Origin of the sequence: Mesorhizobium sp. B2-8-1, assembly GCF_006440955.1 — a bacterium.
Taxonomy (GTDB): Bacteria; Pseudomonadota; Alphaproteobacteria; order Rhizobiales; family Rhizobiaceae; genus Mesorhizobium.
Window position 1 is genome coordinate 26,446 of record NZ_VFTX01000017.1, and the last position, 26,303, is coordinate 52,748.

Annotated in this window: 22 protein-coding genes and 3 pseudogenes; 14 read left to right on the forward strand and 11 right to left on the reverse strand. The window is 64.5% G+C overall.

Annotation, left to right across the window (positions count from 1 at the left end):
* Window positions 1–4: 4 nt before the first annotated feature.
* Complete coding sequence (locus FJ428_RS29480; RefSeq protein WP_181167437.1) at window positions 5–805, reverse strand: inositol monophosphatase family protein; 801 nt, start codon at window positions 803–805, stop codon at window positions 5–7.
* A 236-nt stretch (window positions 806–1,041) separates the two neighbouring features.
* On the opposite strand from FJ428_RS29480, the gene FJ428_RS29485 reads away from it, so the two are divergent.
* The gene (locus FJ428_RS29485; protein WP_140514999.1) at window positions 1,042–2,067 is read left to right on the forward strand and encodes a substrate-binding domain-containing protein; all 1,026 of its coding nucleotides are present in this window, start codon (window positions 1,042–1,044) and stop codon (window positions 2,065–2,067) included.
* A gap of 42 nt (window positions 2,068–2,109) precedes the next feature.
* On the opposite strand, the gene FJ428_RS29490 is transcribed toward FJ428_RS29485, so the two are convergent.
* Both FJ428_RS29490 and FJ428_RS29495 read right to left on the reverse strand, forming a co-directional pair.
* Complete coding sequence (locus FJ428_RS29490; RefSeq protein WP_140566414.1) at window positions 2,110–3,441, reverse strand: aspartate aminotransferase family protein; 1,332 nt, start codon at window positions 3,439–3,441, stop codon at window positions 2,110–2,112.
* On the reverse strand, window positions 3,438–4,322 hold the full coding sequence (locus tag FJ428_RS29495; protein ID WP_140566417.1) for a MurR/RpiR family transcriptional regulator: 885 nt from the start codon (window positions 4,320–4,322) through the stop codon (window positions 3,438–3,440). Before FJ428_RS29495 ends, FJ428_RS29490 begins: the two co-directional genes overlap by 4 nt.
* 107 nt (window positions 4,323–4,429) lie before the next feature.
* Between FJ428_RS29495 and FJ428_RS29500 the strand changes: the two genes are divergently transcribed.
* The 5 genes from FJ428_RS29500 to FJ428_RS29520 all read left to right on the forward strand — a co-directional run bounded on the left by FJ428_RS29500 (window position 4,430) and on the right by FJ428_RS29520 (window position 9,130).
* The gene (locus FJ428_RS29500) at window positions 4,430–5,659 is read left to right on the forward strand and encodes an ABC transporter substrate-binding protein (RefSeq protein ID WP_140880738.1); all 1,230 of its coding nucleotides are present in this window, start codon (window positions 4,430–4,432) and stop codon (window positions 5,657–5,659) included.
* 77 nt (window positions 5,660–5,736) lie between these two features.
* Window positions 5,737–6,636: a branched-chain amino acid ABC transporter permease gene (locus FJ428_RS29505; RefSeq protein ID WP_140524813.1), complete on the forward strand. Its 900-nt coding sequence runs from the start codon at window positions 5,737–5,739 to the stop codon at window positions 6,634–6,636.
* Window positions 6,637–6,646: 10 nt separating this feature from the next.
* The gene (locus FJ428_RS29510; RefSeq protein WP_140566420.1) at window positions 6,647–7,627 is read left to right on the forward strand and encodes a branched-chain amino acid ABC transporter permease; all 981 of its coding nucleotides are present in this window, start codon (window positions 6,647–6,649) and stop codon (window positions 7,625–7,627) included.
* A complete protein-coding gene (locus FJ428_RS29515) occupies window positions 7,617–8,372 on the forward strand; it encodes an ATP-binding cassette domain-containing protein (protein ID WP_140515007.1) in 756 nt (251 codons plus the stop codon). Before FJ428_RS29510 ends, FJ428_RS29515 begins: the two co-directional genes overlap by 11 nt.
* Window positions 8,372–9,130 carry an ABC transporter ATP-binding protein gene (locus FJ428_RS29520; RefSeq protein ID WP_140498392.1) on the forward strand — a complete coding sequence of 253 codons (759 nt, stop codon included), beginning with the start codon at window positions 8,372–8,374 and terminating at the stop codon, window positions 9,128–9,130. The genes FJ428_RS29515 and FJ428_RS29520 overlap by 1 nt, the downstream gene beginning before the upstream one ends.
* Before the next feature lie 9 nt (window positions 9,131–9,139).
* On the opposite strand, the gene FJ428_RS29525 is transcribed toward FJ428_RS29520, so the two are convergent.
* Window positions 9,140–10,555: an amidase gene (locus FJ428_RS29525; protein WP_140581235.1), complete on the reverse strand. Its 1,416-nt coding sequence runs from the start codon at window positions 10,553–10,555 to the stop codon at window positions 9,140–9,142.
* A gap of 80 nt (window positions 10,556–10,635) precedes the next feature.
* Here FJ428_RS29525 and FJ428_RS29530 point away from each other — a divergent pair, with 80 nt between their 5' ends.
* From FJ428_RS29530 to FJ428_RS29545, 4 genes are all read left to right on the forward strand, one after another.
* On the forward strand, window positions 10,636–11,469 hold the full coding sequence (locus FJ428_RS29530; RefSeq protein WP_224519174.1) for a 3-keto-5-aminohexanoate cleavage protein: 834 nt from the start codon (window positions 10,636–10,638) through the stop codon (window positions 11,467–11,469).
* A 212-nt stretch (window positions 11,470–11,681) separates the two neighbouring features.
* Complete coding sequence (locus tag FJ428_RS29535; protein WP_140558654.1) at window positions 11,682–12,302, forward strand: (2Fe-2S)-binding protein; 621 nt, start codon at window positions 11,682–11,684, stop codon at window positions 12,300–12,302.
* Between the two features lies 1 nt (window position 12,303).
* Window positions 12,304–13,323 (forward strand): xanthine dehydrogenase family protein subunit M, encoded by a 1,020-nt coding sequence (locus FJ428_RS29540; protein ID WP_140498388.1) that lies wholly within the window; start codon window positions 12,304–12,306, stop codon window positions 13,321–13,323.
* A 2-nt stretch (window positions 13,324–13,325) separates the two neighbouring features.
* On the forward strand, window positions 13,326–15,605 hold the full coding sequence (locus FJ428_RS29545; protein ID WP_140729361.1) for a xanthine dehydrogenase family protein molybdopterin-binding subunit: 2,280 nt from the start codon (window positions 13,326–13,328) through the stop codon (window positions 15,603–15,605).
* Between the two features lie 185 nt (window positions 15,606–15,790).
* Here the strand turns inward: FJ428_RS29545 and FJ428_RS29550 are convergent.
* Window positions 15,791–16,101 (reverse strand): annotated as a pseudogene (locus tag FJ428_RS29550) (ABC transporter ATP-binding protein); the annotation flags it as partial.
* 372 nt (window positions 16,102–16,473) lie between these two features.
* On the opposite strand from FJ428_RS29550, the pseudogene FJ428_RS29555 reads away from it, so the two are divergent.
* Window positions 16,474–17,492 (forward strand): annotated as a pseudogene (locus tag FJ428_RS29555) (isopenicillin N synthase family oxygenase).
* 48 nt (window positions 17,493–17,540) lie between these two features.
* On the opposite strand, the gene FJ428_RS29560 reads toward FJ428_RS29555, so the two are convergent.
* Window positions 17,541–17,807 carry a hypothetical protein gene (locus tag FJ428_RS29560; protein WP_140729359.1) on the reverse strand — a complete coding sequence of 89 codons (267 nt, stop codon included), beginning with the start codon at window positions 17,805–17,807 and terminating at the stop codon, window positions 17,541–17,543.
* Window positions 17,808–17,837: 30 nt separating this feature from the next.
* Here FJ428_RS29560 and FJ428_RS29565 point away from each other — a divergent pair, with 30 nt between their 5' ends.
* Both FJ428_RS29565 and FJ428_RS29570 read left to right on the forward strand, forming a co-directional pair.
* Entirely contained in the window at window positions 17,838–18,527 is a 690-nt protein-coding gene (locus FJ428_RS29565) for an SDR family NAD(P)-dependent oxidoreductase (RefSeq protein WP_140729358.1), read from the forward strand.
* Between the two features lie 410 nt (window positions 18,528–18,937).
* Window positions 18,938–19,189, forward strand: coding sequence for a DUF768 domain-containing protein (locus FJ428_RS29570; RefSeq protein WP_140498383.1), 252 nt, complete (start codon window positions 18,938–18,940; stop codon window positions 19,187–19,189).
* Between the two features lie 52 nt (window positions 19,190–19,241).
* On the opposite strand, the pseudogene FJ428_RS29575 reads toward FJ428_RS29570, so the two are convergent.
* From FJ428_RS29575 to FJ428_RS29585, 3 genes and pseudogenes are all read right to left on the reverse strand, one after another.
* Window positions 19,242–20,361, reverse strand: a pseudogene (locus FJ428_RS29575) (P1 family peptidase).
* Window positions 20,362–20,369: 8 nt separating this feature from the next.
* Window positions 20,370–22,001, reverse strand: coding sequence for an exodeoxyribonuclease VII large subunit (gene xseA / locus FJ428_RS29580; protein ID WP_140880740.1), 1,632 nt, complete (start codon window positions 21,999–22,001; stop codon window positions 20,370–20,372).
* Between the two features lie 76 nt (window positions 22,002–22,077).
* Window positions 22,078–23,034, reverse strand: a complete 957-nt coding sequence (locus FJ428_RS29585; protein ID WP_140498380.1) for a LysR substrate-binding domain-containing protein — start codon at window positions 23,032–23,034, stop codon at window positions 22,078–22,080.
* A gap of 177 nt (window positions 23,035–23,211) precedes the next feature.
* Between FJ428_RS29585 and FJ428_RS29590 the strand changes: the two genes are divergently transcribed.
* Entirely contained in the window at window positions 23,212–23,502 is a 291-nt protein-coding gene (locus tag FJ428_RS29590; RefSeq protein WP_140498379.1) for a DUF1127 domain-containing protein, read from the forward strand.
* A 170-nt stretch (window positions 23,503–23,672) separates the two neighbouring features.
* On the opposite strand, the gene FJ428_RS29595 is transcribed toward FJ428_RS29590, so the two are convergent.
* Together FJ428_RS29595 and FJ428_RS29600 are read right to left on the reverse strand one after the other, a co-directional pair.
* Window positions 23,673–24,719, reverse strand: a complete 1,047-nt coding sequence (locus FJ428_RS29595; protein WP_140581224.1) for a DUF937 domain-containing protein — start codon at window positions 24,717–24,719, stop codon at window positions 23,673–23,675.
* Between the two features lie 99 nt (window positions 24,720–24,818).
* Window positions 24,819–26,192, reverse strand: a complete 1,374-nt coding sequence (locus FJ428_RS29600) for a glutamate--cysteine ligase (RefSeq protein ID WP_140558666.1) — start codon at window positions 26,190–26,192, stop codon at window positions 24,819–24,821.
* Window positions 26,193–26,303 lie beyond the last annotated feature (111 nt).

A 26,303-nucleotide genomic window follows, 5' to 3' on the forward strand; every position in this document is an offset into this window, starting at 1 on the left:
TTGATTATTCGTCGTCGAGCGGCACTCCGATCACCTGGGACAATCTCGCCGCCACGCCCGGCGCCGCAGCAAGCACCGGATTGCCCTTCGCCATGCCATCGCCGTCGAGAAAGCGGTTGACGCGCCCGCCGGCCTCCTCGACCAGCAGCAATCCGGCCAGGCAGTCCCATGCATTGATATGAAGCTCGGCATAGGCATCCGAGCGGCCGTCGGCCACATAGGCAAGGCCCAGCGCCCCCGAACCGGAGCGGCGCACATTGGCGCCCAGCGACCAGACCAGGGCCACCTTGTCCAGATAGTCGCGGTTGGGAATCCGCGGCGACCAGCCGAACTCCACGGAGGCGCGGTCGAAGGCCTGGGTGCGCGAAACATGGATCGCCGCGCCGTTGCGCGTCGCACCGTGCCCGCGGCGGGCAAAATAGACCTCCCCGATCGCCGGATTGGCGATCCCGCCGATCTCGCTGCGGCCGTTCTGAACGAAGGCGATCGAAACGCAGAAATGCGGAATGCCGCGCATGAAATTCGCCGTACCGTCGATCGGGTCGACGACCCACATGCGATCGGAGCCGCCGCTGCCGCCGGTTTCCTCGCCCAAAAACCCGTCCTCGGGAAAGGCCGCGGCCAACGTCGTGCGGATGTGATGCTCGACCTTGCCGTCGGTCGCGGTCAGGAAATCCTGCGGCCCCTTCATCTCCACAGGCTGCGCGCCGTCGATTTGGCTGTAGCCCTGCATCGCCATGTTTCCCGACGACAAGAGCAGTTGCCGGCAAACATCGGCACGCCTGTCGAGTTCGGCTTCGGACATCCGGCTCGCGTTAGGCCGCACCGCCACGCTGTTCATGCTGTCCGTCCAGGCAATGGCAGTTCCGATGCGGTCCGCGAAGAAATGGGCAAGGTAGCCTCCGGCGCCGGCTTCATGCACGGCTGTGCAAAGCTGTTTCATTTACGCATGTGTGTCAAGGGCAGCGGTTACACCTGTGACTGGCTTGCGCTATGCTGCACGTGCGTGCAAGGAATCGGTAAACGGCAGTGAGAGTGTGCATGACGACGCCAAGAGGCCGTAATGGCTTTTCCAGTGCCCAGCAGGTCGCGGACCTTGCCGGCGTTTCGCGCTCGGCCGTGTCGCGCACCTTTACGCCCGGCGCCAGCGTTTCGGAAGAAACCCGGGAGCGGGTGCTGCTGGCGGCCGAGCAGCTCGGCTATCACGTCAACCATCTGGCGCGCGGCCTGATGCGGGCATCGACGGGCATCGTCTGCCTTGTCGTCGCCGATGGCGACACGCCCTATCAGGCTCGTATCCTGCGGGCGCTGACACAGCATTTGAGGGATGCCGGCAAAGTGGCCATGGTATTCAACACGTCTGGCCCCAGCCACCATGTCGACCAGGCGCTGCGCAACACGCTGAACTACCGTGCCGATGCGACGATCGTGCTGTCCGGCACGCCGCCGCAGGAGCTGATCCGAACCTGCCTCGAGAACGGGCAGCGCCTGATCCTGATCAATCGCGACGACCGGTTCGACGGGCCGCATAACATCGGCGTGGACAACGCCGCCGCCGCCGAGGCGGCACTTCACGCCTTTCTTCGAGCCGGTTGCACCAGGCCTGCCCTGGTGACGTCGGCAGCCGGCACGCCCAGTCTGGTGGCGCGCGAGACGGCGTTTCTTGCCGCAGCGCGCAAGGAAGGACTGGAGGTGATCCAGTGGCGCGAGGGCCGCACGGGTTATGCGACCGGGGCAGAAGGCGCAAGGCGCCTGCTTTCGGGCCGGCAGCGACCGGATGCGGCATTCTGCGTGACCGACCTGATCGCCTGCGGTTTTCTGGACGCGGCGCGCCACGAGTTCGGCGTCGACGTCCCGCGCGATCTCTGCGTCGCCGGCTTCGACGACATCGAGCAGGCTGACTGGGCTTCCTACCGGCTGACGACCTTTGCGCCGCCGATTGAGGAGATCGCCACGCACGCCGTGCGACTGGCCGCCGGTTCGCGCGAGGAAGCAGGCGCCGGCAGTCGCCTGACCTGCCACGCGCCGATGGTCTGGCGCGGCACTGTGAGGCCAGGTCGGGGCTGATGCCGATCGGACTATAGTCCCGGTCGGTGAGCGTCTCGTGTGCTAGATCGCAATGCTGCCGATCGCGGCATCGACGGCGTCGCCCAAACGGTCGACGATGATATCGACCGTGCCGTCGTCGACGATGAATGGCGGTGCAAGCAGGACGTGATCGCCAGCCCGCCCATCGACGGTGCCGCCCATCGGATAAACCATCAACCCCCGCTGCATCGCTTCCGATTTTATCCGGGCATGGACTTTCAGGCGCGAATCGAACGGGGCCTTGGCCGAGCGATCCGCGACAAGTTCGATGCCCTGGAAAAGGCCGCGCCCGCGAATGTCCCCGACATGGTGATGGTTGCCGAAGCGCTCACGCAGCCGTCGTTCGAGCGTGGTGCCTCGCGCCGCGACATTGGCAAGCAGACCATCACGCTCGATGACCCGCTGCACGGCGAGGCCGGCCGCACAGGCGAGCGGATGACCGATATAGGTGTGACCGTGCTGGAAGTCGCTGCCTTGCGAAAAGGCATCGAATATCCGGTCGGATGCCAGCACCGCCCCAAGCGGGGCATAGCCGCCGCCGAGCCCTTTGGCGATCACCATGATGTCGGGTGCGACGCCTTCCTGCTCGCAGGCATGCAGTGTTCCGGTACGACCCATGCCGCACATGACTTCGTCGAGGATGAGCAGCACGCCGTGGCGATCGCAAATCTCGCGGATGCGCCTGAAATAACCGGGTGCGGGTGGCACGGCGCCGAGAGTCGCTCCAACCACTGTCTCGGCGACAAAAGCAATGACCGTTTCCGGCCCGAGTTCCTGCAGCTTCGTCTCAAGCGCATCGGCGGCGCGCAGCCCGTAGGCCTCGCTGCCTTCATCCGGCCGCTGATGCCGATAGGCATAGCATGGTTCGATATGATGGTTTTCGATCAGCATGGGCTCGAACGGCGCCTTGCGCCAGGCGTTGCCTCCCACCGAAAGCGCGCCCAGCGTATTGCCATGATAGCTCTGCTGACGGGCCACGAAGCGGCGGCGCTGCGGCTCGCCGCGCTCGACGAAATATTGCCGCGCCATCTTCAGGGCGGTCTCGATGCCTTCCGATCCGCCGGAGACGAAATAGACGTGATGAAGATCGCCCGGCGCGTGAGCGGCAAGTTCGTCCGCCAGTTCCTCCGCCGGCCGGGTGGTGAAGAAGCTGCTATGCGCATAGGCGAGCCGGTCGAGTTCGGCATGCATCGCGGCAAGAACAGCCGGATGCTGATGGCCAAGGCATGAGACGGCCGCACCGCCGGAGGCGTCGATATAGCGGCGTCCCTTGCTGTCGATGACGGTGACGCCATCGCCGCCGACGGCAACGGGATAGTCGTGGTGGATCTGGCGATGGAGGATATGCGTCATGACCGTTGCCTGGTTTCGTAGATATGGGTGGAAAGGGTGTCGAACTGACGTTCCACGTCGCGCATGGCGGCCAGCGCGCGATCGCCGGCGGCGGCCGCCAGGATCGCGGCCAGCGTTTCGGCGATGGCAAAGGCCGGTGCCATGGTGTGGAAAAAGGACGGGCTCTCGGTCGGCACGATGATGACGGCGCCCGCCCGGTTGACGAGCGGAGAGACCACACTGTCGGTAATCGCCACGATTTCGAGCGCGCGGCTGCGTGCATAATCGACGAGTTCGACGGCGGCGCGCGTATAGGGCTTGACGCTGATCGCCAAAAGCACGTCGCCCGCTCCCGATTCCCACAAAGGATCAGGTCCGGTTCCGCCGACGCCGTCAAGCAGACGCACCGCGCCGCCGGCGAGGCCATAGACGTAGGCGAAATGGCAGGCGACGGGGTAGCTCGACCGATAGCCCAGCGCATAGATGCGCTTGGCGCCTGCCAGCACCGAGGCTGCCCGGGTCACCGCCTCCAGCGTCGCCGGATCGCAAAGCTTCGCCATATGGCGCTCGAGCGTTTCGGCCAGCTCGAAGGCCAGCGCGCCGTCTCCTCCGCGCTTGCGCCGCGCCATCAATGCTTCGGCCTTGCCCAAGAACTCCTTCTCGCCGCGGCGAAGTTGCTCGGCGTAGAGGTCGCGCAGGCTATCGTAGCCGTCGAAGCCCATGCGCTGGGCAAGCCGCGTCATCGATGCCGGGGTCACCCCGGCGCGCTGCGCCTGGACGCGCATCGACAGGAGGGCAACGTCACGCGGATTGTCGAGCACCCATTGCGCCGCCGCGCGAAGCTGGCGCGGCATCGTCTCGAAACTCTCGAGCAGGCGCGAGCGGAAGGCGGGTTCCAACATGGCGCGAATTTACGCCGGCCGTTGACGAGCTGCAATGAATATTTCAATCTGCCAGAAATGAGCGTAGTGTTTCATTCAATCAGAAAACAAGAACAGGGGAAATTCGCATGAAACAGACCATATCCAGTCATTTGGCAGCGCTGGCGGCACTCGCGCTGGCTTCCTTGCCGTTCGCAGCCGCACCGGCTCTGGCCGAGGATCCAATCGCGCTAGGCTGGGTGGGGCCGCTGTCGCCGCCCGGCAACTATTCCGGCGGCCAGGAGATGCAATGGGCGGTGCAGCTCGGAGTTGACGAGGTCAACAAGGCCGGCGGCGTGCTCGGCCGTCAGCTGAAGGTGAGCTACGAGGACACCAAAGGACAGCCCGCCGACGGCAGCGCGGCGGCGGTTCGGCTCATCACCAAGGACAACGTCGCCGCAATCTTCGGCGAATTCCATTCCTCGGTCGCCCTCGCCGAAATCGAGGAGGCGCACAAATACGGCGTCGCCTGGGTCGGTACAGACGTATGGGCGGATGCCATCACGGCCAAGCAGTATCCGGAAGTCTATCGTCTCGCTCCGGCCAACTCGCTCGTTTACGTTAAGGCAGCCGACTGGACGGTCGAGCAAGGTTTCAAGAACATCGCCATCATCGCCGAAAACACGGACTTCGGCCAGGGCGGGGCCAAGGTCATCGCCGATGAGCTGAAGGCCAAGAACGTCCCCTATACGCTGGCAACGATCGACCTGAACCAGCAGGATTTCACGCCCGCGCTGCTGCGCCTGATGAACCAGAGCCCGAAGCCTGATGCGATCCAGATGGTGATCGCCGGACAGGCACAGTATCAGCTGGTCAAGCAGGCCTGCCAGCTCGGCCTCGCACCGACTGCCGAAACGGCCCTCATCGGCTCCTCGGGTCTGCTGCAGAAGGAAGTGTGGGAAGTCGACGGCGAATGCGCCAACAATCTTCTCATCGTCAACGTCGCGCAGCCCAAGTCGCAATGGAACGACAAGGCCAAAGCATTCGTGAAGGCGTTCACCGAACGCTACAATAGGGCACCTACCGGCGTGGCCATGGAGGCCTATGACACGTTCGGTGTCGTCGTCGAAGCGATCAAGAAGGCAGGCTCGGCTGACCGCGCGGCGATCGTGAAGGCACTGGAAGAGATCAAATATGAAGGGGTGAACGCCACCTACACCTTCCCGACCACCAAATCTCCCGACTGGGCTTTCCATCAGTTCGTCGACGTGCCGTTCACGATCATCCAATACACGGCCGTGAGCCAGGCGCCGGAGGATGCTGCGATCGTCTACCCGAAGAAGTGGGCCACCACCGACAAGGTCATGCCCGGCAAATGAACGGCACGCCGGCGGCTCCATGGCCGCCGGCGGCCGCTTCACTGGACAGGCGGCCGACAACGAGGTGATGTGAACCCATGAGCTATTTCCTCCTCCTGGCCGTCAACGGCCTGGTCATCGGCCTCATTTTCGCGCTGACGGCGGCGGGGCTCACTTTGGTCTTCTCGGTGTTGAAGGTCGTCAATTTCGGCCATGGATCGCTCTATATGCTGGGCGGCTATGCGTCCTACTACATCATCGCCTGGTTCCATGCGCCGCCGCTTGTCGGTGTCGCCGGCGCGATGGTGGCCCTGTTCATCTTCGGCGTGCTCTTCGAGAGGCTCGTCATAGCGCCGATGTATACCGACAAGGTCGAGCGCAAGGACGAATACGCCATTATCGTCACCTTCGGCCTCACCATTCTGATCACCAATCTCGGCCTTGTCGTCTTCGGTCCCTTCGCCAAGGCGCCGCCGTCCTTCATGACAGGAGCGCTGATCCTCGGTCCGTTGATCCTGCCTTACGACCGGCTGATCGCTGCGGTCGCTGCCGTCGTCCTGCTTGTCGGTCTGACGCTTTTCCTGAAGCGCACCTCGCTTGGCCAGGCACTCGATGCGGTGAGCCAGAGCCGCGAGTCCGCCGCGGTCATCGGTATCGATCCACGCCGCATGTACACCATCGCTTTCGGCATCGGCTCGGCGCTTGCCGGCGGGGCAGGGGCGTTGATCGCGCCGATCTTCGCCCTGTCGCCGTCGATGGGTGAGTTGCCGGCCGTGCAGGCCTTCATCATCATCGTGCTCGGCGGCATGGGTTCCGTCGGCGGAAGCATTACCGGCGGCATCCTGCTCGGCCTGGTGCAAGGGCTGGGTGTCGGCTATCTGCCGGATCCCAATCGCGCGCTTGCCTATACGCAGGCGTTCGGAGCGCTGCTGCTCGTCATTGCGTTGCTCTTCCGGCCGACCGGCCTGTTCGGCCGCTCGCATCTGCGGCTGGAATAGGGGCACGGCAATGATCCGTCCAACATTCTCGCAATCGGCTCAGGCGATTCTGCTCGTGGTGGCGTTGCTGGTGCCGCTCGGCGTCGGACCATACTGGACCCACGTCGGCGCCATCGCCTGGTACTATGCGCTGCTTGCCGCGAGCTGGGCGCTGCTTGCCGGTTTCGCCGGTCAGTTCTCCTTCGCCCATGTGGCTTTTGCCGCGCTGGGCGGATATGCCTCGGCCTTGTTCGTTGGCCAGATCGGCATGCCGCTGCCGCTTGCCATTCTTGCCGCCATCGCTCTTGCCGTCGTGGCCGGCGCCCTGATCGGCGCGCTCGTCCTGAGGCTTTCCGGGCCTTATCTGGCCCTCTTCACGCTTGCCATTTCGGAAATCTTCCGCCTCGTGCTGGTCGCGGAGGAGGACATCACACGCGGCATGCTGGGCTTGCCGGTGCCCGGCCTCTTTTCCGGTCGATCGGACCTGCCTTATTACTATTTCGGCCTTGCGCTCGTCGTCCTGGCGGTATTGGGAATGAATGCCTTGTTGGCGACCCGCGTCGGTCTTTTTCTACGTGCCATCCGGGAAGACGAGGGCGCCGCGCGCGCCAGCGGGGTGGATACCACGCGCTACAAGATTCTCGTCTTCGTGGTAACCAGCGTGATCGCGGCGATAGCCGGCATTTATTACGGCCATTTCATCGGCATCCTGACGCCCAACATGGCTATCCTGCCGGAGATGGGTCTGGTTATCGCGATGGCGGTGATCGGCGGCATCGAAAGCCTGCCCGGCGCCGTGGTCGGTGCAGTCGTCGTCTTCCTGCTTTCCGAGACGCTGCGGTCCTACGGCGAATGGCGTTTCGTGCTGATGGGTCTGGCGCTTATCCTGGTGCAACGCTTCGCGCAGAACGGCCTGTATCCGATGGTCGAAAACTGGGCGCGCTTCCGCGCGCGGCCACGGGAACAAGCGCCTGTTCCAACTGCTACCACCGAGGAACCCCATGCCGGTTGAGAAGGACACCGCTTTTTTCTCGGTCAGTGGTCTTGCCAAGCATTTCGGCGGCATCCATGCCGTCGAAGGCTTATCCTTTGCCCTGGCCCGCGGCGAAATTGTCGGGTTGATCGGTCCCAACGGCTCGGGAAAGACGACCACCATCAACATGGTGACGGGCGCGCTCAAACCCGACGGCGGTGCCATCCTCGTCGAGGGCACCGACATGGCGCGCTCGCCGGCTAATCTTTTCGCGCGCCGCGGTGTTGCCCGTACTTTTCAGGTTCCCCGCCTGTTCCGCCGCATGACCGTGCTGGAAAACCTGATCGTGCCGGCACTTTCCGACCCGGCTGAGCGGCGCGCCGCGGCAGAGGAGCGCGCCCGTGGGGTCCTTGCTTTCCTGAGGCTCGACCATCTCGCCGACAGTTATGCAAGAGCGCTTTCCGGCGGCCAGCAGAAGCTGCTGGAACTCGGCCGGGCGCTGATGCTCAAACCGAGATTGCTGCTTCTGGACGAGCCCTTCGCCGGCGTCCACCCGCGCCTGCTGGAGGAGATCATCGAGCACATAAGGAGCCTCAATCGCGACGGTCACACCATCGTCGTTGTCGATCACAACCTCGAGGCTATCCAGTCGGTCGTAACGCGCGTCATGGTGATGGCGCGAGGGCGCAAGATCGCCGACGGCGCGGTCGCCGAGGTGCTGCGCAATCCCGAGGTCGTGCACGCCTATACGGGATCCCGCGCAACGCATCGGGAAGCACGATAATGGAAACCGCTTCCCTGCCATCGACCCCGCCGCTGATCGCCTGCGAGAACCTTGTCGCCGGCTATACGCGCGACATCGACATATTGCGCGACGTTTCGGTCAGGGCCTGGCCTGGCAGCATTTCCTGTGTGGTCGGGCCGAACGGCACCGGCAAGTCGACGCTTCTCAAGGCGTTGTTCGGCTTTCTGAAACCGAGTGCCGGCCGGGTGCTTCTGCGAGACGTGGACATCACCGGAAACCCGCCCTTCCGGATGCTGGGCCTTGGCCTGGCCTACCTGCCGCAGCGGCCGAGCCTCTTTCCTCATCTCTCGGTCGAATCGAACCTGAAACTCGGTCTCTGGCATGCCAGGCCGAAGAAGACGGTGCTGACCGAGAAACTGGAACATGTCTATGAGCGGTTTCCCGTCGTTCGCGAGAAACGCGCGCAGCCTGCCGGCCAGCTCTCGGGAGGCCAGCAGCGGCAGGTCGAGATCGCACGCAGCCTGATGGCCGATCCGTCGGTCTACCTGATCGACGAACCGACCGCCGGCGTCGATCCGCAGACCAGCGAGACGATCTACGACATCGTCCGCGATCTTGCCCGCGAACTCGGCAAGGCCGTGCTGCTGGTCGACCAGGATATTCGCGCCGCGCTTGCCATCACCGACTACGTCTATGTGGTCAAGAACGGCACGGTTTTTTCCGAAGGCGCGCGCGCGGATTTCGGTGCCGACACCGACGCTCTTGTCGCACGTTGGCTGTATGCGAGCGGTGAATGAACGGGCAGCTTACGGCGTGGCGTAGCCCGGCGGCTGTTCGAACAGGCCGTCGCGCCGAATCTCTAGCGCCCGCCCGATCCTCAGCGCCAGCGGATCCTGGAAGCGGCGAACCGCGATCTGCAATCCTGCGGGCAGACCATTGACGAGACCGATGGGGACGCTGAGCGCTGCCATGTCGAGGAGGTTCACCATGCGGGTAAACGTCCCAAGCGGCGTCGTTGTCTCATCGATGTCGGCCAATGGCGGCGCGGTAATCGGCGCCGTTGGCGTCAGGAACGCATCGGCGCCTTCGAGATCGCGATGAAACTCGATCTGCGCGGCTCGGCGCCTTGCAATCAACTCGTGATAAGCGGCGAGGCCGATTTCCCTGCCCTTGAGAACCCGCATGCGGATCGCCGTGCCGACGCCGCTGTCCGCGGGTTCCACGTAACGGCCGAGATGATGCCAGGCTTCGACGGCCATGATGTCGCCGGCCAGGGCCTTGTAGGTGTCGTAAGATTGCGGCATCGGCATCCGATCGACATTGGCACCGAGCGCCTCCAGTTCAGCGACGGTGGAGTCGAAGCGGTCCAGGATGCCGGGGTCTACGCCGGCAAGGTCCACGGCCGAGGGGATGCGCAGGCGAAGGCCCGATATGCTCCGCTCGAGCCCGTCGAGCGGCGAGGTCGGCGCCACGCCAAAGGTGGCCGGATCGCCGGGATCGGGACCCTCGAGCGCGGCCAGCAGAAGGGCTGCATCCTCCACCGACCGGGTCATGGGACCGATGCTGTCGAAGGACATGGCAAGCGGCAGCAAGCCGCCGCGCCCGATAAGGCCGAAGGACGTCTTCAGGCCCACGATTCCGCACATGGCGGACGGATTGCGGATGGAGCCCGTAGTGTCGGTGCCGAGCGCGACCGGCACCAGTCCGGCGGCGACGGCCACGCCCGAACCGCTCGACGATCCGCCCGGCGCGCGCGGGATGGCGCTGTCACGCGGGTTCAGGGGCGTGCCGGCGACCGGGTTGGTCCCCCAACTGCCAAAAGCAAATTCCACGGTGTGCACCTTGCCCAGCAGGATCATCCCGGCCGCGACAAGGCGTTCGATTGCCGTTGCCGTGGCGGTTGCGAGTTCGCCCGCAAGCGCTTTCGAGCCTGCCAGGGTCGGATAGCCTTCGACGTCAAGCAGGTCCTTGGCCGCGAAAGGGATACCGTCCAGCGGCCCTTTCGAGACGCCGCGACTGCGACGCTCGTCGGCTTCGCCGGCGGCCTGGAGCGCAGCCCCAGGAAACAGCCGGACGAACGCATGCAGCGAATTGTCATGAACGTCGACACGATCCAGCGCGCGCCGGACGATCTCGGTCGAGGATGTGTTGCCATCGGCGAGCGCGCGGCTGAGTTCGGCGGCGGTGGCGAAGGCGGAAATCCCTTGGGCGGTGGCGTTCATGCTGTCCTACCTGTGCGAGTCGGTGAAATGAAGCATGGAAAACCACGTTGCGGGAGAGCCAATTGGGCCCGGAGATGAAATTGAAGCCGTTGCTGATCATGGTTGCGCCGAACGGGGCGCGCAGAACGAAGGCCGATCATCCGGCTCTGCCGATGACCGCCGACGAACTTGCCGAAACGGCGAGGCAGTGTCTCGCTGCCGGCGCCGCCGCCATCCATGTGCATGTCCGCGATGCTTCAGGCCGGCACACGCTTGACGCCGCGCTTTACCGGGATGCCATCGCGGCGATCCGGGAGCGGACGCAGGGCGTCATGGCGATCCAGATCACGACTGAAGCGATCGGGCTCTATTCGCCACGCGAACAGATGGACCTTGTTCGGGCGCTTCATCCGGTTTCCGTCTCGATCGGCTTGCGTGAGATAATCAGCGATGGCGAGGCGGAGCCGGCCCGCTTCTTCGCGTGGGCCGGTCGGGAAGGCATCGCGGTCCAGCACATTCTCTATGATCGGGCCGATCTCGACCGTTTCATCGATCTGCGGCGGCGAGGCATTCTGGCGGAGCCCACAAGCCCCCGGCTGCTGTTCGTCCTTGGACGCTATGCCGCCGATCAGGAAAGCCGGCCCGAAGACCTCGATGTCTTCCTTGAAGGGCTCGATGCGCATGATCTTGAAGGCGCCGTATGGTCGGTCTGCGCCTTCGGACGGGGCGAGACCTTGGCGCTGACGGCGGCGATCGCGGCGGGAGGGCACGTGCGGGTCGGCTTCGAGAACTCTCTCTGGCACGCCGATGGCAGCCTCGCCCGCGACAATGCCGAACGGGTCGCGGCAATCGTCGAAGCCGCTGGCCGCACGGGGCGCCCGATTGCTTCTGCCGCGCAGGCGCTTGATATTCTCGGAATTGCCCGCCAGCAATGAGGGCCCGCGCGCCTTGTTAGGGGATCGGCCGCGCGCCTGCAAATTCGCCAGGGGAGGACGGGCACGGTCTCGAACGGACCGTCATATCCTTGCATCCAAATCGGGCGGCTTGCCTTGCGAGCCGTCTTCCTTGTGCGTTTTATCGCGGATGGCCCGGAACAATGGCCCCGATGAGGGGTTTGGTCGCGACATAGCGAGCGACGGAGCCAGCGATGTCCGAGCATGTTCCCTCAAACTCCTCCAGTCTCAGCAGACGAAGCTTTATGACCGCGACCGTCTCCGCGGCTGCGGTGACTCCGCTTCTGGCCTCGACAGCCAGGTCCGAGGAGCCTCCGGCTGCTGCCGCCAAGCCAAACGAGCCTGTCATGACAACACTGACCATCAACAAGCAGCCATACAATCTGGCGCTCGACAGCCGAACCAGCCTGCTCGACGCCTTGCGCGACCATGTCGGCCTGACGGGCACGAAGAAAGGTTGCGATCATGGCCAATGCGGTGCCTGTACGGTGCTGGTCGATGGCCATCGCGTGCTCTCCTGCCTCAGCTTCGCGGTGATGAACGAGGGCAAGGCGGTAACCACCGTCGAAGGGTTGGCGTCGACGGATGGCGGCCTGCATCCGATGCAGCAGGCCTTCATCGATCACGATGCGTTCCAGTGCGGCTATTGCACGCCCGGCCAGATCATGTCCGCGATCGGCTGCGTCCACGAAGGACATGCCGGTTCAGAGGACGACATTCGCGAATATATGAGCGGCAACCTTTGCCGATGCGCGGCATACCCGAACATCGTCGCGGCAATCGTCCAGGCCCGCGACCAGATCAGGAGGGCCTGAGATGCATCCTTTCGTCTATGAGAGGCCCGCCAGCCTCTCCGCGGCGGTCGCCGTCGCCTCGCGCTCGGCCACCAGGCATCCGCCGACGCAAGCCCCCGCGCAGTTCATTGCCGGTGGCACCAATCTCGCCGACTATATGAAACTCGGCGTCGCCCGGCCGGAACGCTTGCTCGATCTGAACGGTCTCTCCGAACCGGCATTGCGGCGGATCGAGACCGATGGTGAGGGTCTGCGCCTTGGCGCTCTTGTGCGGATGGGCGACGCGGCCGAGAATGCCGAGATCAAGCGTCGGTATCCGGTGATCGCGGAGAGCCTGCAACTGGCGGCAAGCGGCCAGCTGCGCAACATGGCAAGTCTTGCCGGCAACATCCTGCAGCGCACCCGCTGCGAATATTTCCGCGAAACCTCATGGCCATGCAACAAGCGCGAGCCAGGCTCGGGCTGCGCCGCGATGGACGGGTTCAACCGCCAGCATGCCGTGCTGGGGACCAGTGAGAACTGCATCGCGACCTATCACGGTGACTTTGCCCAGGCCCTGATCGCGCTTGACGCCACGGTTCATGTCCAAGGCCACAACGGGCGGCGAAAGATTCCGTTTGCCAGCCTGCATCGCCTGCCCGAGGACAGCCCTCACATCGAGACCGACCTGGCACCCGACGAGATCGTCACCGCCATAGAGGTGCCCGCCGGCGCATGGACCAGGCGTTCGCGCTATCTCAAGATCCGCGATCGGCAATCCTATGCGTTTGCCCTTGCATCGGCCGCGGTCGCCCTCGACCTCGACGGCGAGACCGTGAACGAGGCGCGCATCGCGCTTGGCGGCGTGGCGACCGTACCCTGGCGGGCAAGAGCGGCGGAGGAGATCCTGCGCGGCAAGGTGCTCGACGAGGCAGCGGCGGCCGAGGCCGCCGAAGCCGCGTTCGCCGAGGCCCAGCCGCGTCGGCACAACGCATTCAAGATAGAACTCGGCAAGCGAACCTTGATCAGGGGGCTGCTCGAAACCCGTGACATGAAGGTGTGATCATGAACGTCGCCGCTCCACAGCCGAAGGAAAACATGGGACAGCCGCTGCCGCGTATCGATGCGCGGCTGAAAGTGACCGGCCAGGCCGAATACGCGGCGGATCTCCCGGCCGCCAACATTGCGCACGCCGTGCTCGCGACGAGCAGCATCGCCAAGGGCAAGGTCGCCAGGCTTTACCTGGATGACGCGCGCTCGGTGCCCGGCGTCCTCGACATCGTCACCTATGGCGACCTCGACAAGGTCGAGACGCCGAAATTCGGAAATACCGGCGCGAGTTCTATCGGGCCGCTGCATGACAAGGCGATCTTCCATGACGGTCAGATCATTGCGCTGGTGGTCGCCGAGACCTTCGAAGCAGCCGAGGAGGCGGCGCAAAGGATCCGCGCGGACTATGCCGAGGAAAAGCCGACCGCCAGTTTCGACATGCCGGGGACAAAGACCATCGACGCCGCCGGCAAAAGCCCGTTGTTCAAGGAGGACGTCAAGGCCGGCGATTTCGATGCCGCGTATGAATCGGCCCCGATGAAGATCGATGCGCGGTATTCGACGCCGACCCAGCATCACAACCCGATAGAGCTGTTCTCGACCACCGCTGTTTGGCATGGCGACCAACTCACCGTTTACGAGCCCTCCCAGAACGTGACCGGCTGGAAGGTCGAGTTGGCGCGGCAATTGAGGCTCGACCCAGCGAATGTGCGCATCGTCTGCCCTAACGTAGGCGGCGCATTCGGCTCGAAGGGGCCGATGACGGCGCGAACGGCCATCGTGGCTGTGGCCGCCAGGCGGCTTGGCCGGCCGGTGCGCTGTGTGGTCAGCCGCATGCAGGCGTTCGGCACCCAGACCTATCGGGCCGAAACCCGGCACCGCATCCGCATCGGCGCCGGCAAGGACGGCCGCATCACTGCTTTCGGCCATGAAGGCTGGGAGGTGACCTCGAGACCCGATTCCTATGTCGTCGGCGGGACTTCGGCCACCGGTCGCATGTATGCTTATGGCTCCGTGCTGACGCATGTCTCGCTGGTGCAGGCGGATCGCAACACGCCCGGTTATATGCGCTCGCCGCCCGAGACGCCCTACGTCTATGCCCTCGAGAGCGCCATGGACGAAATGGCCGTCGCACTCGGCATGGACCCGATCGAATTTCGCCGGATCAACGAGCCCCAGAAGGAGCCGATCGGCGGCAAGCCGTTCTCCAGCCGGTCGCTAATGAAATGCTACGATCAGGCCGCTGATGCCTTCGGCTGGACGAGACGGGATGCGAAAGTCGGCTCGATGCGCGACGGCGACTGGCTCGTCGGCATGGGCTGTGCGACGGCAGTCTACCCGACCGCTGCCGCGCCATGCGCGGCCCGCGTGCGCCTGACCGCCGAAGGAGACGTGCGCGTGCAGTGCGGCTCGCATGAAATCGGCACAGGTGTGCGAACCGTTGCCGGCCAGATGGCGGCGGAACGTCTCGGTGTCGACATCGGCAAGGTCGCCGTCGAGATGGGCGACAGTGCCTTGCCGCCGGCGCCGGTATCGGGAGGTTCGATTTCCACTGCCAGCGTCTGTTCGGCCGTGCTCAAGGCGTGTGATGCTGTGCGCACGAAATTGTTCGCCGCAGCGGTCGCGGAGGGTGGCCCTCTTGCAGGCTCGCACAATGAGGAACTGGACCTCCACGGGGGACGGATCCTCACCAAGGGCGGGGCGTCGGCAAGCACCGCCGATATATTCAAGGCCATGCAGGTAGGCGCCATCGAGGAATATGCCGAATTCGCGCCGAAGGGCTCGACCCCCGAAGCGCTCAAGAAGCTCTATGCCGGCCAGTCGGAATTCCACGGCGGCGAGTCCGACGCGGATTCGGTGAAATATGCGTTCGGGGCCGAATTCGTGGAGGTGCACATCAACAGCTACACGCGCGAAATCCGTGTGCCGCGCATCGTCGGGGCGTTCGCGGCCGGCCGCATCATGAACACGCGCACCGCGCGCAGCCAGCTGATGGGAGGCATGATCTGGGGCATTGGCCAGGCCCTGCATGAGGCGACCGAGATCGATACCCGCTATGCCCGCTATGTGAACCGCGACCTGCAGGATTATCTGGTCCCGGTGAATGCCGATGTCAGGGACCTTGACGTCATACTGGTTCCGGAGATCGACCATGAGGTCAATCCGGCTGGTGTGAAGGGCCTGGGCGAACTCGGCAATGTCGGCACCGCCGCTGCCGTCGCCAGCGCTGTCTACCACGCGACCGGCAAGCGGATCCGCGACTTGCCGATCAGAATTGACGATCTGATCGTTTGAGGACCGAGACAAAGAGGATTGCTCCGCCGCAACAAGCGTGGGTTTGTCCTCGCCCAGTTTCACTGCCTTGCGGATCGGGATGCTGATGCGTCAGGAACCGACTGTTTCATGCCAGGGTGATCCGGAACAGCCGGAACCCTTCCCGCCCCATCGAACGGAACTGACCGTAGGAGCGCTCAGCCTTGGCCGCGCAGGATGCTGACGACGAGCAGCGTCAGCGCCGTATTCCACAGCGCCTGCTCGGCCCGGTATTTGCACCGGCAGCCACCACGCCCTGCGCCTGGTCGATGGCGTGTCCCAGCAGGCGCGGAATGAAAAGCTGCAGCGTCGCGGCGATGAAGGTCGAGACGATGGTGATGGCGACCTGCCAAGGGTGGCGCAGCGTCATGCGCATGATACGCAGCAAGGTGCCAGGGCCCTTGCCCCAGGAGGCTTGCGCCACATCGGCAAACGATTTGCCGCGCCCCGCCGCGCTGCCGATTGCTTGCGTGTTCAAGGACCTATCCAAACCGATCCGGACTTTAGCCCGGACGAATGAAACAGATTCAAATTCAAGTGCCGTGATGTTACGCGCCTCCCGCGCGGCCGTTCAAGGGCCAATGACAGCTTCGCGCTGTGCCTGAAATGACACGCCCGTATTTCGCGCAATGATCGCGCTCATCGTCAGGCTGCCCGCCCAAATAGAAAAATTGTTCGTCCCGGCGGCCCCGAAAAGCCGATCGTTCCTTTCCCGGCGCACCGAACTCCGTGAGATTTGGGGCATCGATGGCGGCTTCGGCCGCTGGAAAAGGAGCAGCACATCCACGGGCCCGGGTTTCCGGGCGAAGTTTTCAAGCAGCACCCGGAAAGAACCCGGAAAGGAGCTGACATGCCCAGAATAGTGCCCGTGCTCGATCTGAGCCGTCTCGAACAAGGCGCGTCGGAGCGCCGGACGTTTCTGGCGGATCTGCGCTCCGCCTCGCGCGACATCGGTTTTTTCTATTTGGCTGGCCACGGCATCCCATGGGCCGACATCAGCGAGACGCTCGCCGCTTCGCGGGGTTTCTTTGCCTTGCCGGAAGCCGACAAGCTGTCGATAGAGATGGTCAATTCCTCGCAGTTCCGCGGTTATACCCGCGCTGGCGGCGAACTGACCAAGGGCAAGGCCGACTGGCGCGAGCAGCTCGACATCGGCGTCGAGCGCCCGCCCATCGCGCAAGGCCCGGGAATTCCTGTCTGGACGCGGCTGCAGGGGCCGAACCAGTGGCCGTCGGCGTTGCCGGCGCTGAAGCCGGCGCTGCTGGCCTGGCAGGCCAAGGCGACGGCCGTGGCCATTCGTCTGCTCAAGGCCTTCGCGCTGTCGCTCGACCAGGCCGAGGACGCTTTCGATCCGATCTATGGCGGCGAACCCAATCATCGCATGAAGATCGTGCGCTATCCCGGCCGCGAAGCGACCGGCGGCGACCAGGGCGTCGGCGCGCATAAGGACGGCGGTTTCCTGACGCTGCTGCTTCAGGACGACAACAAGGGCCTCCAGGTCGACTATGACGGAAGCTGGGTGGACGTGGATCCGATTCCCGGAACGCTCGTCGTCAACATCGGCGAGCTGCTGGAGCTCGCCTCGAACGGCTATTTGAGAGCCACCGTGCATCGCGTCGTGACGCCGCCCGCCGGCGTCGAACGCATCTCGGTGCCGTTCTTCTTCAGCGCCAAGCTCGATGCCACGATACCGCTGCTCGAGCTTCCCGAGGAACTGGCGGAGCAGGCGCGCGGGCCGGCCAGCGATCCCGACAATCCGCTGTTTCGCGATGTCGGGCCAATGTGCTGAAGAGCAGGCTGCGCTCCCATCCCGACGTTGCGCGGCGTCACTATGCCGATCTGCTTGAGCCCGAGACCCGGGCAGGCTGAGCCATTCGGCAGGTAGAAATTTTTGTAGGACAGCACGATTTTAGAATACTATTCGTCGCCAGCGCACGAAAATGGGCTCAACATAAAAATATCGTTCGAGGTTTCCTCCCATTCCTCCGAACGGTGTTCCCCTCTGAAGGTTATGACCTTCTTTCTGGCCGGGCCGTCTTCGCGCCCGGCCATTTTTCTTTGCCGAAAGCAGTCTTTTTGCAGCCCGGGAAGCGCGATGCCAACGGAACCGCGCCGCGACGATACGCGATTTTGTTGGAAATGCTTTCTTTTGCGTTCTACTTGGGAAGGCGCAACCTTGTCCAATCCAGTCACCACCGCGAAAGAGAGATGCTCATGACATCCAATGTCGCCGTCATTGCCGGAGCGGGATCCGGATTGAGCGCCTCGCTTGCGCGCCTTCTCGCAACGGAAGGTTTTCGTGTCGTGCTGGCCGCTCGCAACATCGAGAAGCTCGACCCATTGCTGGCGCAGACCGGCGCCCAAGCCGTGGCAACCGATGTCTCCGATGCCGCGTCGGTGCAGCGCCTGTTCGAGGTCGCTGACAAGGCCGGCCCGCTGTCGCTCGTGGTCTTCAATGCCAGCGGACGCGCCCGTGGCCCGATCGCCGAACTCGATCCAGAGGCTGTCAGGCAGGCCTTGCTGGTGGGGGCCTATGGCGGCTTCCTGGTTGGCCAGCAAGCGGCCAACCGGCTGCTTTCGCAAGGCTCGGGCTCGATCTTCTTCACCGGCGCGACGGCAAGCGTCAAGGGGTTCGCCGGCTCGGCCGGTTTCGCGATGCCCAAATTCGGCTTGCGTGGACTGGCGCAATCCATGGCTCGCGAACTGGCCCCCAAGAACATCCATGTCGCGCATTTCGTCATCGATGGTGCCATTGCCTCGACCGTGCCGGGAGAGGCTCCCGACCCGCAAGATCGACGGCTATCGCCGGACGCGATCGCCGAGGCCTATCTCGGCATCCATCGCCAGAACCGCAGCGCCTGGACCTGGGAACTCGAGCTCAGGCCCTGGGTCGAGACCTTCTGATCGGCACGGTGACCTATGCAGCTTTCGCGGGGCTTCCATGCAAGGCGGCGGAGAGAGTCGACATTGCATGGGGATGTCACTATATAGCGGCGGCTTCGATGGCTTGTGCCTGGAAACGGCAACGTCATCGGGCAGCTGTTGTGACAGCCATTGAGATGCAAACGGACCTGAAAACCGTAAGAAGCAAGTAGAAGCAGCCTCTCGAGGCGGGACAGGATTCCCGCCAAACGATACCCGCCCCCCCAGAAACAGAAAATGTTCTTCAATCCTCTATTTCCTTTGGCTCTGTGGACCTTGGACGACATCGGCTTGCCGTCCGGTGGCGACTCGGCTGGAATGGGGACATGCATCCTTCACCGGATGCCGACGTTTATGATTACCAACCGGCTTCGCCGCCAGGGAAAAGCAATATGAGTGAGCACGCCATCGAATTCTTGCAGGGATGGATTGGCGAAAAAGTCCATTGCCAGTCCCACGCCAGGATCGAGAAGCAGGCCGAGACGCTGGCCAGGGAATGCGCTGCCAAGGCGGCCGAGGTCGGCATACCGCTGGAGGATATCCAGGAAGAAGTCGGCGATATCCAGGAACTCATCGCCTCCCGGCTCGAGGAAGCGGCCGAGGCCGACGAGCACCAGCAGGCCGCGAGCAAGGCCGCGGAATAATTCAGGAGCAATCCTGTATGAATACGCGGACCATTCGGTCCGCGTATTTGTCTCAGCCGAATTTCTCCTTCAGCCACGCCTTCGGCAGCGCCGGCACGAAATTGCCGTCGCGGCCGGTCATGTCCTCGTTGGCGACCATCGCATTGAGGACGGCTTCCTCGACGCCCTGGACCACGGCATCGAAGAACGGATCGATGTCGCTGTCAGGAATGAACTCCGGCGCGAGCGATCCGGCCCGGCGGCGCCAGGGCCGCGTCGGGATTGGCGGTAGAGAAGGCGAGGAAGATGTCGCCGGAACTGTGATAGCCGAAGCCGCCGGTCATGGCGACGCCGAGCGGCACACGGCGGGCCAGCCGCTTCATCTGATGCGGCAGGAACGGTGCGTCGGTGGCAATAACGGCGATGATCGAGCCTTTTTCGGCACGTGGCGTGCCTTCGCGGATCGCGGGTTCGACGAGCTCCGGCCCGGCGCGCAGGCCTCGAAGCGTGAAATTGCGCCGCTTGCCGAAATTCGCCTGCACGAAGGCGCCGACAGTATAGGCACGCCCTTGCCATTCGGTGATGCGCGACGCGGTGCCCGAACCGGCCTTGAAGCCGAAGGCGATCATGCCGGTGCCGCCGCCGACGCTGCCTTCCTCGATCGGTCCGCTGGCGGCACCGTCGAGCGCCTCGGCAACATGCCCTGATGTCACGTGGTGGCCGTTGATGTCGTTGAGGAAGCCGTCATAGGTTTCCGCTGCCACCGGCAGTCCCCAGCCGCTGTCGAGTGCGGCTGGCAGCACCTTGCTCATCCAGCGCAGCGTACCGTCGCGCGAAACGCCGCAGGAATGCGTGTTGGTGACGGTGATGGGGAAGTTGAAGGCGCCGGTCTCCTCGACGATATGCGAGCCGGTCAGTTCGCCATTGCCGTTCTGGCTGAAGATGCCGGCGAAGACCGGTGTGGCAAGGTCGGCCCGCGGCCTGGGCAGGATCGCGGTCACGCCGGTGCGCACCGGTCCCTGGCCTACGACGAGCGGGCCGTCGCCTGAAATCAGCGTGGAATAGCCGACCGACACTCCAGCCACGTCGGTGATCGCGTTGAACGGGCCGGGCGTGCCGTCGAAGCCGATGCCGAAGCTTCGCGCGCGCGGCTTGCCGGAGGGCGTTTTGTGATGATGCGGATTGTCTGTCATGTCACGGTTCAGAATAGGGAGCCCTGGCTGCCGGGCTCCTTGGCCTTGATCGCGGTTTTGGCGGCCGGTCGTGGCCGCGCCGAGCCGCTGGTCGCGACCGCATCTGCCGTCCCGTCGGCGAACTCCAGGGACAGCGCCATCCCCGCCGACAATTCCGCCGCACGCTTGACGACGGCGCCGTCGGCATCCTTCACCAGGGCGAAGCCGCGTGCCAGCACGGCCTTGTGCGACAGCGTCGCCAGCAAGCGGTCGGCCTGGGCGACGCGACTGCGCAGCCGCTCCAGCCTCAGCGATGCCGCATGCGTGCTGCGCCGCGTCAGCGCGGTCAGGAAATCCCTTTGGATCCGCTGCCGCCGCGCCGTGGGCTCTATGGTGATGCGGCCCTGCAGCGCCGCCAGTTGCTGCCGGTGCCGCTGCAGCGACGCCCGGGCGCATTTCGGCAACTGATCGGCGGCGCGATTGAGCTCCGCGCGCCGGGCCCTCGTCAGCGTGCGCAACGCGCCCTGTGCCCGCAGGAGATTGCGCTCGTTGGTCCGCCGCGCCTCGGCAATTCGCTGCGACAGCATTGCCGGCGTCAGTTTCAGGGCGAGGAAGCGTCCGCGCTTTCGTTCGGTCGAAACCATGAGGCCGCGCCCGAGCCGGCTCGCCGCCTCGTCGAGGCGACGACGTGGCAGCGCCAGCAACTGATCGGGCGAGGGCAGCGCACGCGCCGCCGCGCGCACGGACTGGCGCTTGCGCTCGAAATTGCGCGAAACCGCAGCCTTGAGCCGTGCGCCGAGACTGGCGAGCGTCGCTTCGAGGTCGGCCTTCACCGGGACGGCGATTTCGGCCGCCCCTGTTGGCGTCGGCGCTCTCACATCCGCGACGAGGTCGATCAGCGTCCAGTCGGTTTCGTGGCCGACGGCCGAAATCACCGGAATGGCGGAGGCGGCGACGGCGCGGGCCAGCGCCTCGTCGTTGAAGCCCCACAAGTCCTCGAGGCTGCCGCCGCCGCGCGCCACGATCAGCAGGTCCGGGCGCTCGATGGTGCCATCCCTTGCCAGCGCGTTGAAACCGGCGACGGCGGCGGTCACCTCGGCGCCCGCGGTTTCGCCTTGCACCCGCACCGGCCAGACGAGCACATGCAGCGGAAAACGATCCTTGATCCGGTGGATGATGTCGCGGATGACGGCACCCGTCGGCGAGGTGACGACGCCGATGACGCGCGGCATGAAGGGCAGCAACCGCTTGCGGCCCCCCTCGAACAGTCCTTCGGCCTGCAGCCGGCGCTTGCGCTCCTCCAGCAGCGCCATCAAGGCTCCGGCGCCCGCCGGTTCCAGATTGTCGATGACGATCTGGTAGTTGGATTTGCCGGGATAGGTGGTGAGCCTGCCGGTGGCGATCACCTCCATTCCTTCTTCGGGGCGGAATTTCAGCCGGCCCATCGTGCCCTTCCACACCACGGCGTCGAGCCGCGCGCGGTCGTCCTTCAGCGTGAAATAGGCATGGCCGGAGGAGTGCGGCCCGCGATAACCCGAGATTTCACCGCGCACCCGCACATTGCCGAAGGCATCCTCGACCGTGCGCTTCAGGGCGCCTGATATTTCGCTCACCGTATATTCGGTGGCGTTGCTGCGTGATTCGGATGCTGCTTCGCTCATCGGCCGATTGGGGGGTGGTTGCGCGCCGGCGTCAAGCTGGCTGTTTTCAGGTCGGCGTTCAGGTGCGTCTGATCGCTTACCAGCCCGGCAGGATCTGGTTCGGCTTGGTTCGCCGCATCTTGCTGAAGGCGAGTGCCGCGAAATCGAACGTTCCCGCCTCTTCGCCAAGCGGCACCGAGATGTTGTCCAGGCTTTCGGAAATGTGCCGGGCCAGTGCATCGACGATCTCCGGCCGCGAGGTTTGGCCGCGCATGATGCCGATACGGCAGTCGGGCAGGGCGCCGAAGCCGTCGGCCTCGCCCAGCACCCGCATGCCGGGCCTGAGCGCGCATTCCGGCAGCACCGAGATCGCCAGGCCCGACAACACCGCGGCGGTGATGACCGTTGCGGAAAAGCTGGTGAACAGGATACGATAGTCGCGGTTCTGCTGGTCAAGCACGTCGACGGCGGCGCGTCGCCAGATACAGTTTGGCCGGCCAAAGGCCATAGGCAGCGTCTCCTGCTCGTGCGTGGCGTGGTTGGCCGAGGTGACCCACAGCAGCGGTTCGCGCCGCACCACCTCGGACTGGCCCCGCACGTCGTTATGCGTCACCAACGCCAGGTCGAGATTGCCGCGCTTGATGTGTTCGACCAGCCCCGGCGTCGGTTCGCAGACGACGGTCAGTTCGACGCGTGGATTGGAACGCGTGAAGCGCGCCATGATCTCGGGCAGGAAACGGTCGGCGTAGTCGTCCGGCGTACCGATCCGGATCGTGCCTTCGAGCCGCCGGTCGTCGAAGGCGGCCAGCGTTTCGCGGTTGAGATAGAGCAGCCGTCTTGCGTAGGAAAGCAGCTTGTCGCCTTCCTCCGTCAGTCTGTTGCTGCGCCCTTCCTTTTCGAACAGCGGCTTGCCGATCCGCTCCTCTAGCCGGCGCATCTGCATCGACACCGCCGACTGGGTGCGGTGCACCTCTTCGGCCGCCCGGGTGAAACTGCCAGTGTCGGCGATCGAGATGAAGGTCTGCAACTGATCTAGATCGAGCGGCGCTTTCATCGGCATGATCCATCACTAGTGTTGATGCTTAAGATTAGAAACATTCGTTGGATTAATCAATCGAGCAATGGCAAATTACTGATGTCCACATGAAGGCATGTGAATCGAAGCCGGAACGGCCGCTGTCGCCAGCGCCGATCGCCTGGTTTTGCCCGTTCGAGTCTGAAGGAGACCGACATGGTTACGTTTGATTTCGCCACCGAGACCTCGCGCATCACCACGCGTCCGGCCGTTGCGACGCGCGCGATCAATGCGGTCTCCAATGTCTACCAGGCCTGGAAAAACCGCCGTGCCTTCTATCGCCTCGGCGAGATGTCGGACGCCGAGCTTGCCGATATCGGCCTGACGCGCGCCGACCTGCACGTCGCCATCGACGTGCCGTTTGGCCGCGATCCGACGGCGATGCTGCGCGAAATCGCCAGCGATCGCGTCGAAACCATCGAGGACATCGCCCGCAGGGTGGCCTGATCGGTTGAATTTCGGTCCCGCTGAACCTTTTCATCAGTCAGCGCGACCAAGGTTCATGCAGGCTTCCCACTCCCTGCCGGTCCCCCGCCGGCCTGCCTGCACGCTGCCCGGTCCTCCCAAGGACCGGGCTTTCTTTTTGCGCGAGGCAAAAGCCAAAACCTGGGCGACGGCTACCGCCGATCCATGCCGCGCTTGAACTGGTCGAAAATCGACTCCATGCCTTTCTGGTAGTCGTCGCGCTGCTGCGCTCCGGTCTCGAACATCTTGCCAAACAGATCGTCGAACGGGTTCGTCGGCCTGCCGCTCGGATTGGCCTGCGGCTGCGGCGCCTGGGGCTGCCGCCGAGCTTGGGGCTGCGGCGCCGGCTGCTCGCCGCCTGATGCACCGCCACCCTGCCGCAGCATCTCCTCGAAGATCTTGCCTAGCGGACTGTCGCCATAGGGGCTCTGGGTCTGCTGCGGCTGAGGCTGGTCCTGCGGCGGCTGCGCGCCACCGCCGAACATGTCCTGCAGCACCTTGCCGAGCGGATTGTCGCCAAAGGGGTTCTGTGTCTGCTGCGGTTGTGGCTGGGATCGGCTTTGCGGCTGTGGCGCGCCGCCGCCGAACATGTCCTGCAGCACCTTGCCAAGCGGGTTGTCCATCGGGTCTTGCGATGGCGGGCTCGGCTGCGGCGCCGGCGCCTGGGCGCCGCCCAGGCCGCCTCCCTGGCGCATCATCTGCTCGATGATCTCGCCCAGCGGATTGCTGCCGGCGGCGCCGAAGCCGCTGGCCGCCTGCATCTGCCCCCCGGCCAACTGATTGGTGGTCTGCTTGAACAGCCCGCCCATCATCATCGAGGCCAGGGCCGGCAGCATCTGTTGCAGCACCTGCTGGCTGATACCGGTCGCTTGCGCCGCCTGGCCGGCAACCGCGCGCGACAGATCCTTCGAGCCGAACAGATGCCCCAGAATGCCGTTGCCCTCATTGATGCCTTGCGGCGAGAAGGCCCGGGTCGCGTCCTCGAAATACTTGGCGTGCTGGCCGCTCGCCATCGCCGTCATGAAGGCGCCGAGCCCATAGGGATCGGCGGTGTTGCGCCTCAGTCCTTGCGAAAAGGCAGGCAGCAACGCCTCCACCGCAGATTGCGTCTGCTGCATCGAGAGCCCGTATTGTTGGGCAAGCGCCTGCATGCCGCTGCCGTTCTGGGCTTGTGCCAGCATGTCGAACAAGGAAGGCATTGGTCTCTCCTCCGGAAATCCTCGCCGGAGAAGCCTAATTCGTTTCCACCGCCGATTGAAGCGGCTTTTGCAGGAGCCTGGCCGCCTCGAAGCCGAGGGTTAATAGGCGTATTCCATGAACACCGGCTCGATCGAGCCGCCCCAGCGCGTGTGGTAGGCCGACAGCATCTCCTCGGCGCTGGTGGTGCCGCGCGCCACGACCTCGTCGAGCGTGTTGAGGAACGAGGTCTCGTCATAGCCGTCGCGGTTCTTCTTGCCGCGGTTCTTCAGCCCCATGCGCGAGATGGTGAGCACGTCGCGAGCGATGTCGCGCAACGTGGCGTTGCGGAACGGCGCCGAAATGCCTTGTTCGGGCACGGCGTTGCGCATCGCCAGCACTTCCCCGTAGGTCCAGCTCGAGGTCAGCGCCTCCGCCGCATCGAGCGCTGCCTCGTCATAAAGCAGCCCGACCCAGAAGGCCGGAAGGGCGCAGATGCGCCGCCACGGCCCGCCATCGGCGCCGCGCATCTCGAGAAAGCGCTTCAGCCGCACGTCGGGGAAGAGCGTCGACAGATGGTTAGCCCAGTCGCCCATCGTCGGCAATCCGTCCGGGATTTCATTGCGGACGGCCCCGGCCATGAACTGACGGAAGGTGACGTGCGTCATGTCGTGGTACTGGCCGTCGCGGATGACGAAATACATCGGCACGTCGAGTGCCCATTCGACATAGTCGGCAAAACCGAAATCGGGCGAGAAGCAGAATTCGAGCAGGCCCGAGCGTTGGTTGTCGGTGTCGCGCCAGATGTCGCCGCGCCAGCTCTGCAAGCCGTTCGGCCGGCTTTCCGTGAAGGGCGAATTGGCGAACAGCGCCGTCGACAGCGGCTGCAGCTTCAGCGACACCTGCATCTTGCGCCGCATGTCCACCTCGCTCTCGAAGTCGAGATTAACCTGGATCGTGCAGGTGCGGTACATCATGTCGAGGCCCTTGGTGCCGACCTTGGGCATGTAGCGCGTCATGATCTCGTAGCGCGACTTCGGCATTTTCGGCGTCTCGGCCAGCGACCATTTCGGGCTGCCGCCAAGGCCAAGGAAGCGGATGCCCATCGGCTCGGCGATCTCGCGCACCTGCGCCAGGTGGGCATTGCCCTCGCGGCAGGTCTGGTGGATCGTCTCCAGCGGCGCGCCGGAGAGTTCGAATTGGCCGCCGGGCTCCAGCGAAATCGCGCCCTGGCCGGTCGGCTCGACCAGGCCGATGATGCGGCCGTCATCGATGATGGGGTCCCAGCCGAGCTTTGACTGCATGCCTTCGAGGATGGCGCGTATGCCGCGCTCGCCGCCATAGGGCACGGGCCCGTTGCCGTCGACGTAGAACGGGAATTTCTCGTGCTCGGTGCCGATGCGCCACTTCTCCCGCGGCTTGTTGCCCTCGGCCAGATGCGCGACGAGTTCGTCCATGCCTTCGATCGGCCGGAAATCGGTTGTGTCGCGCGCCATCATCAAGCCCCTGCGGCGCTATGATCCCGAAATCGACCTCGATTTTCGGGATATGCGCCAAAATCAAAGTACTACAGCGGCCTTTGCGCGTCGACGCGCGGCACTGCAGGG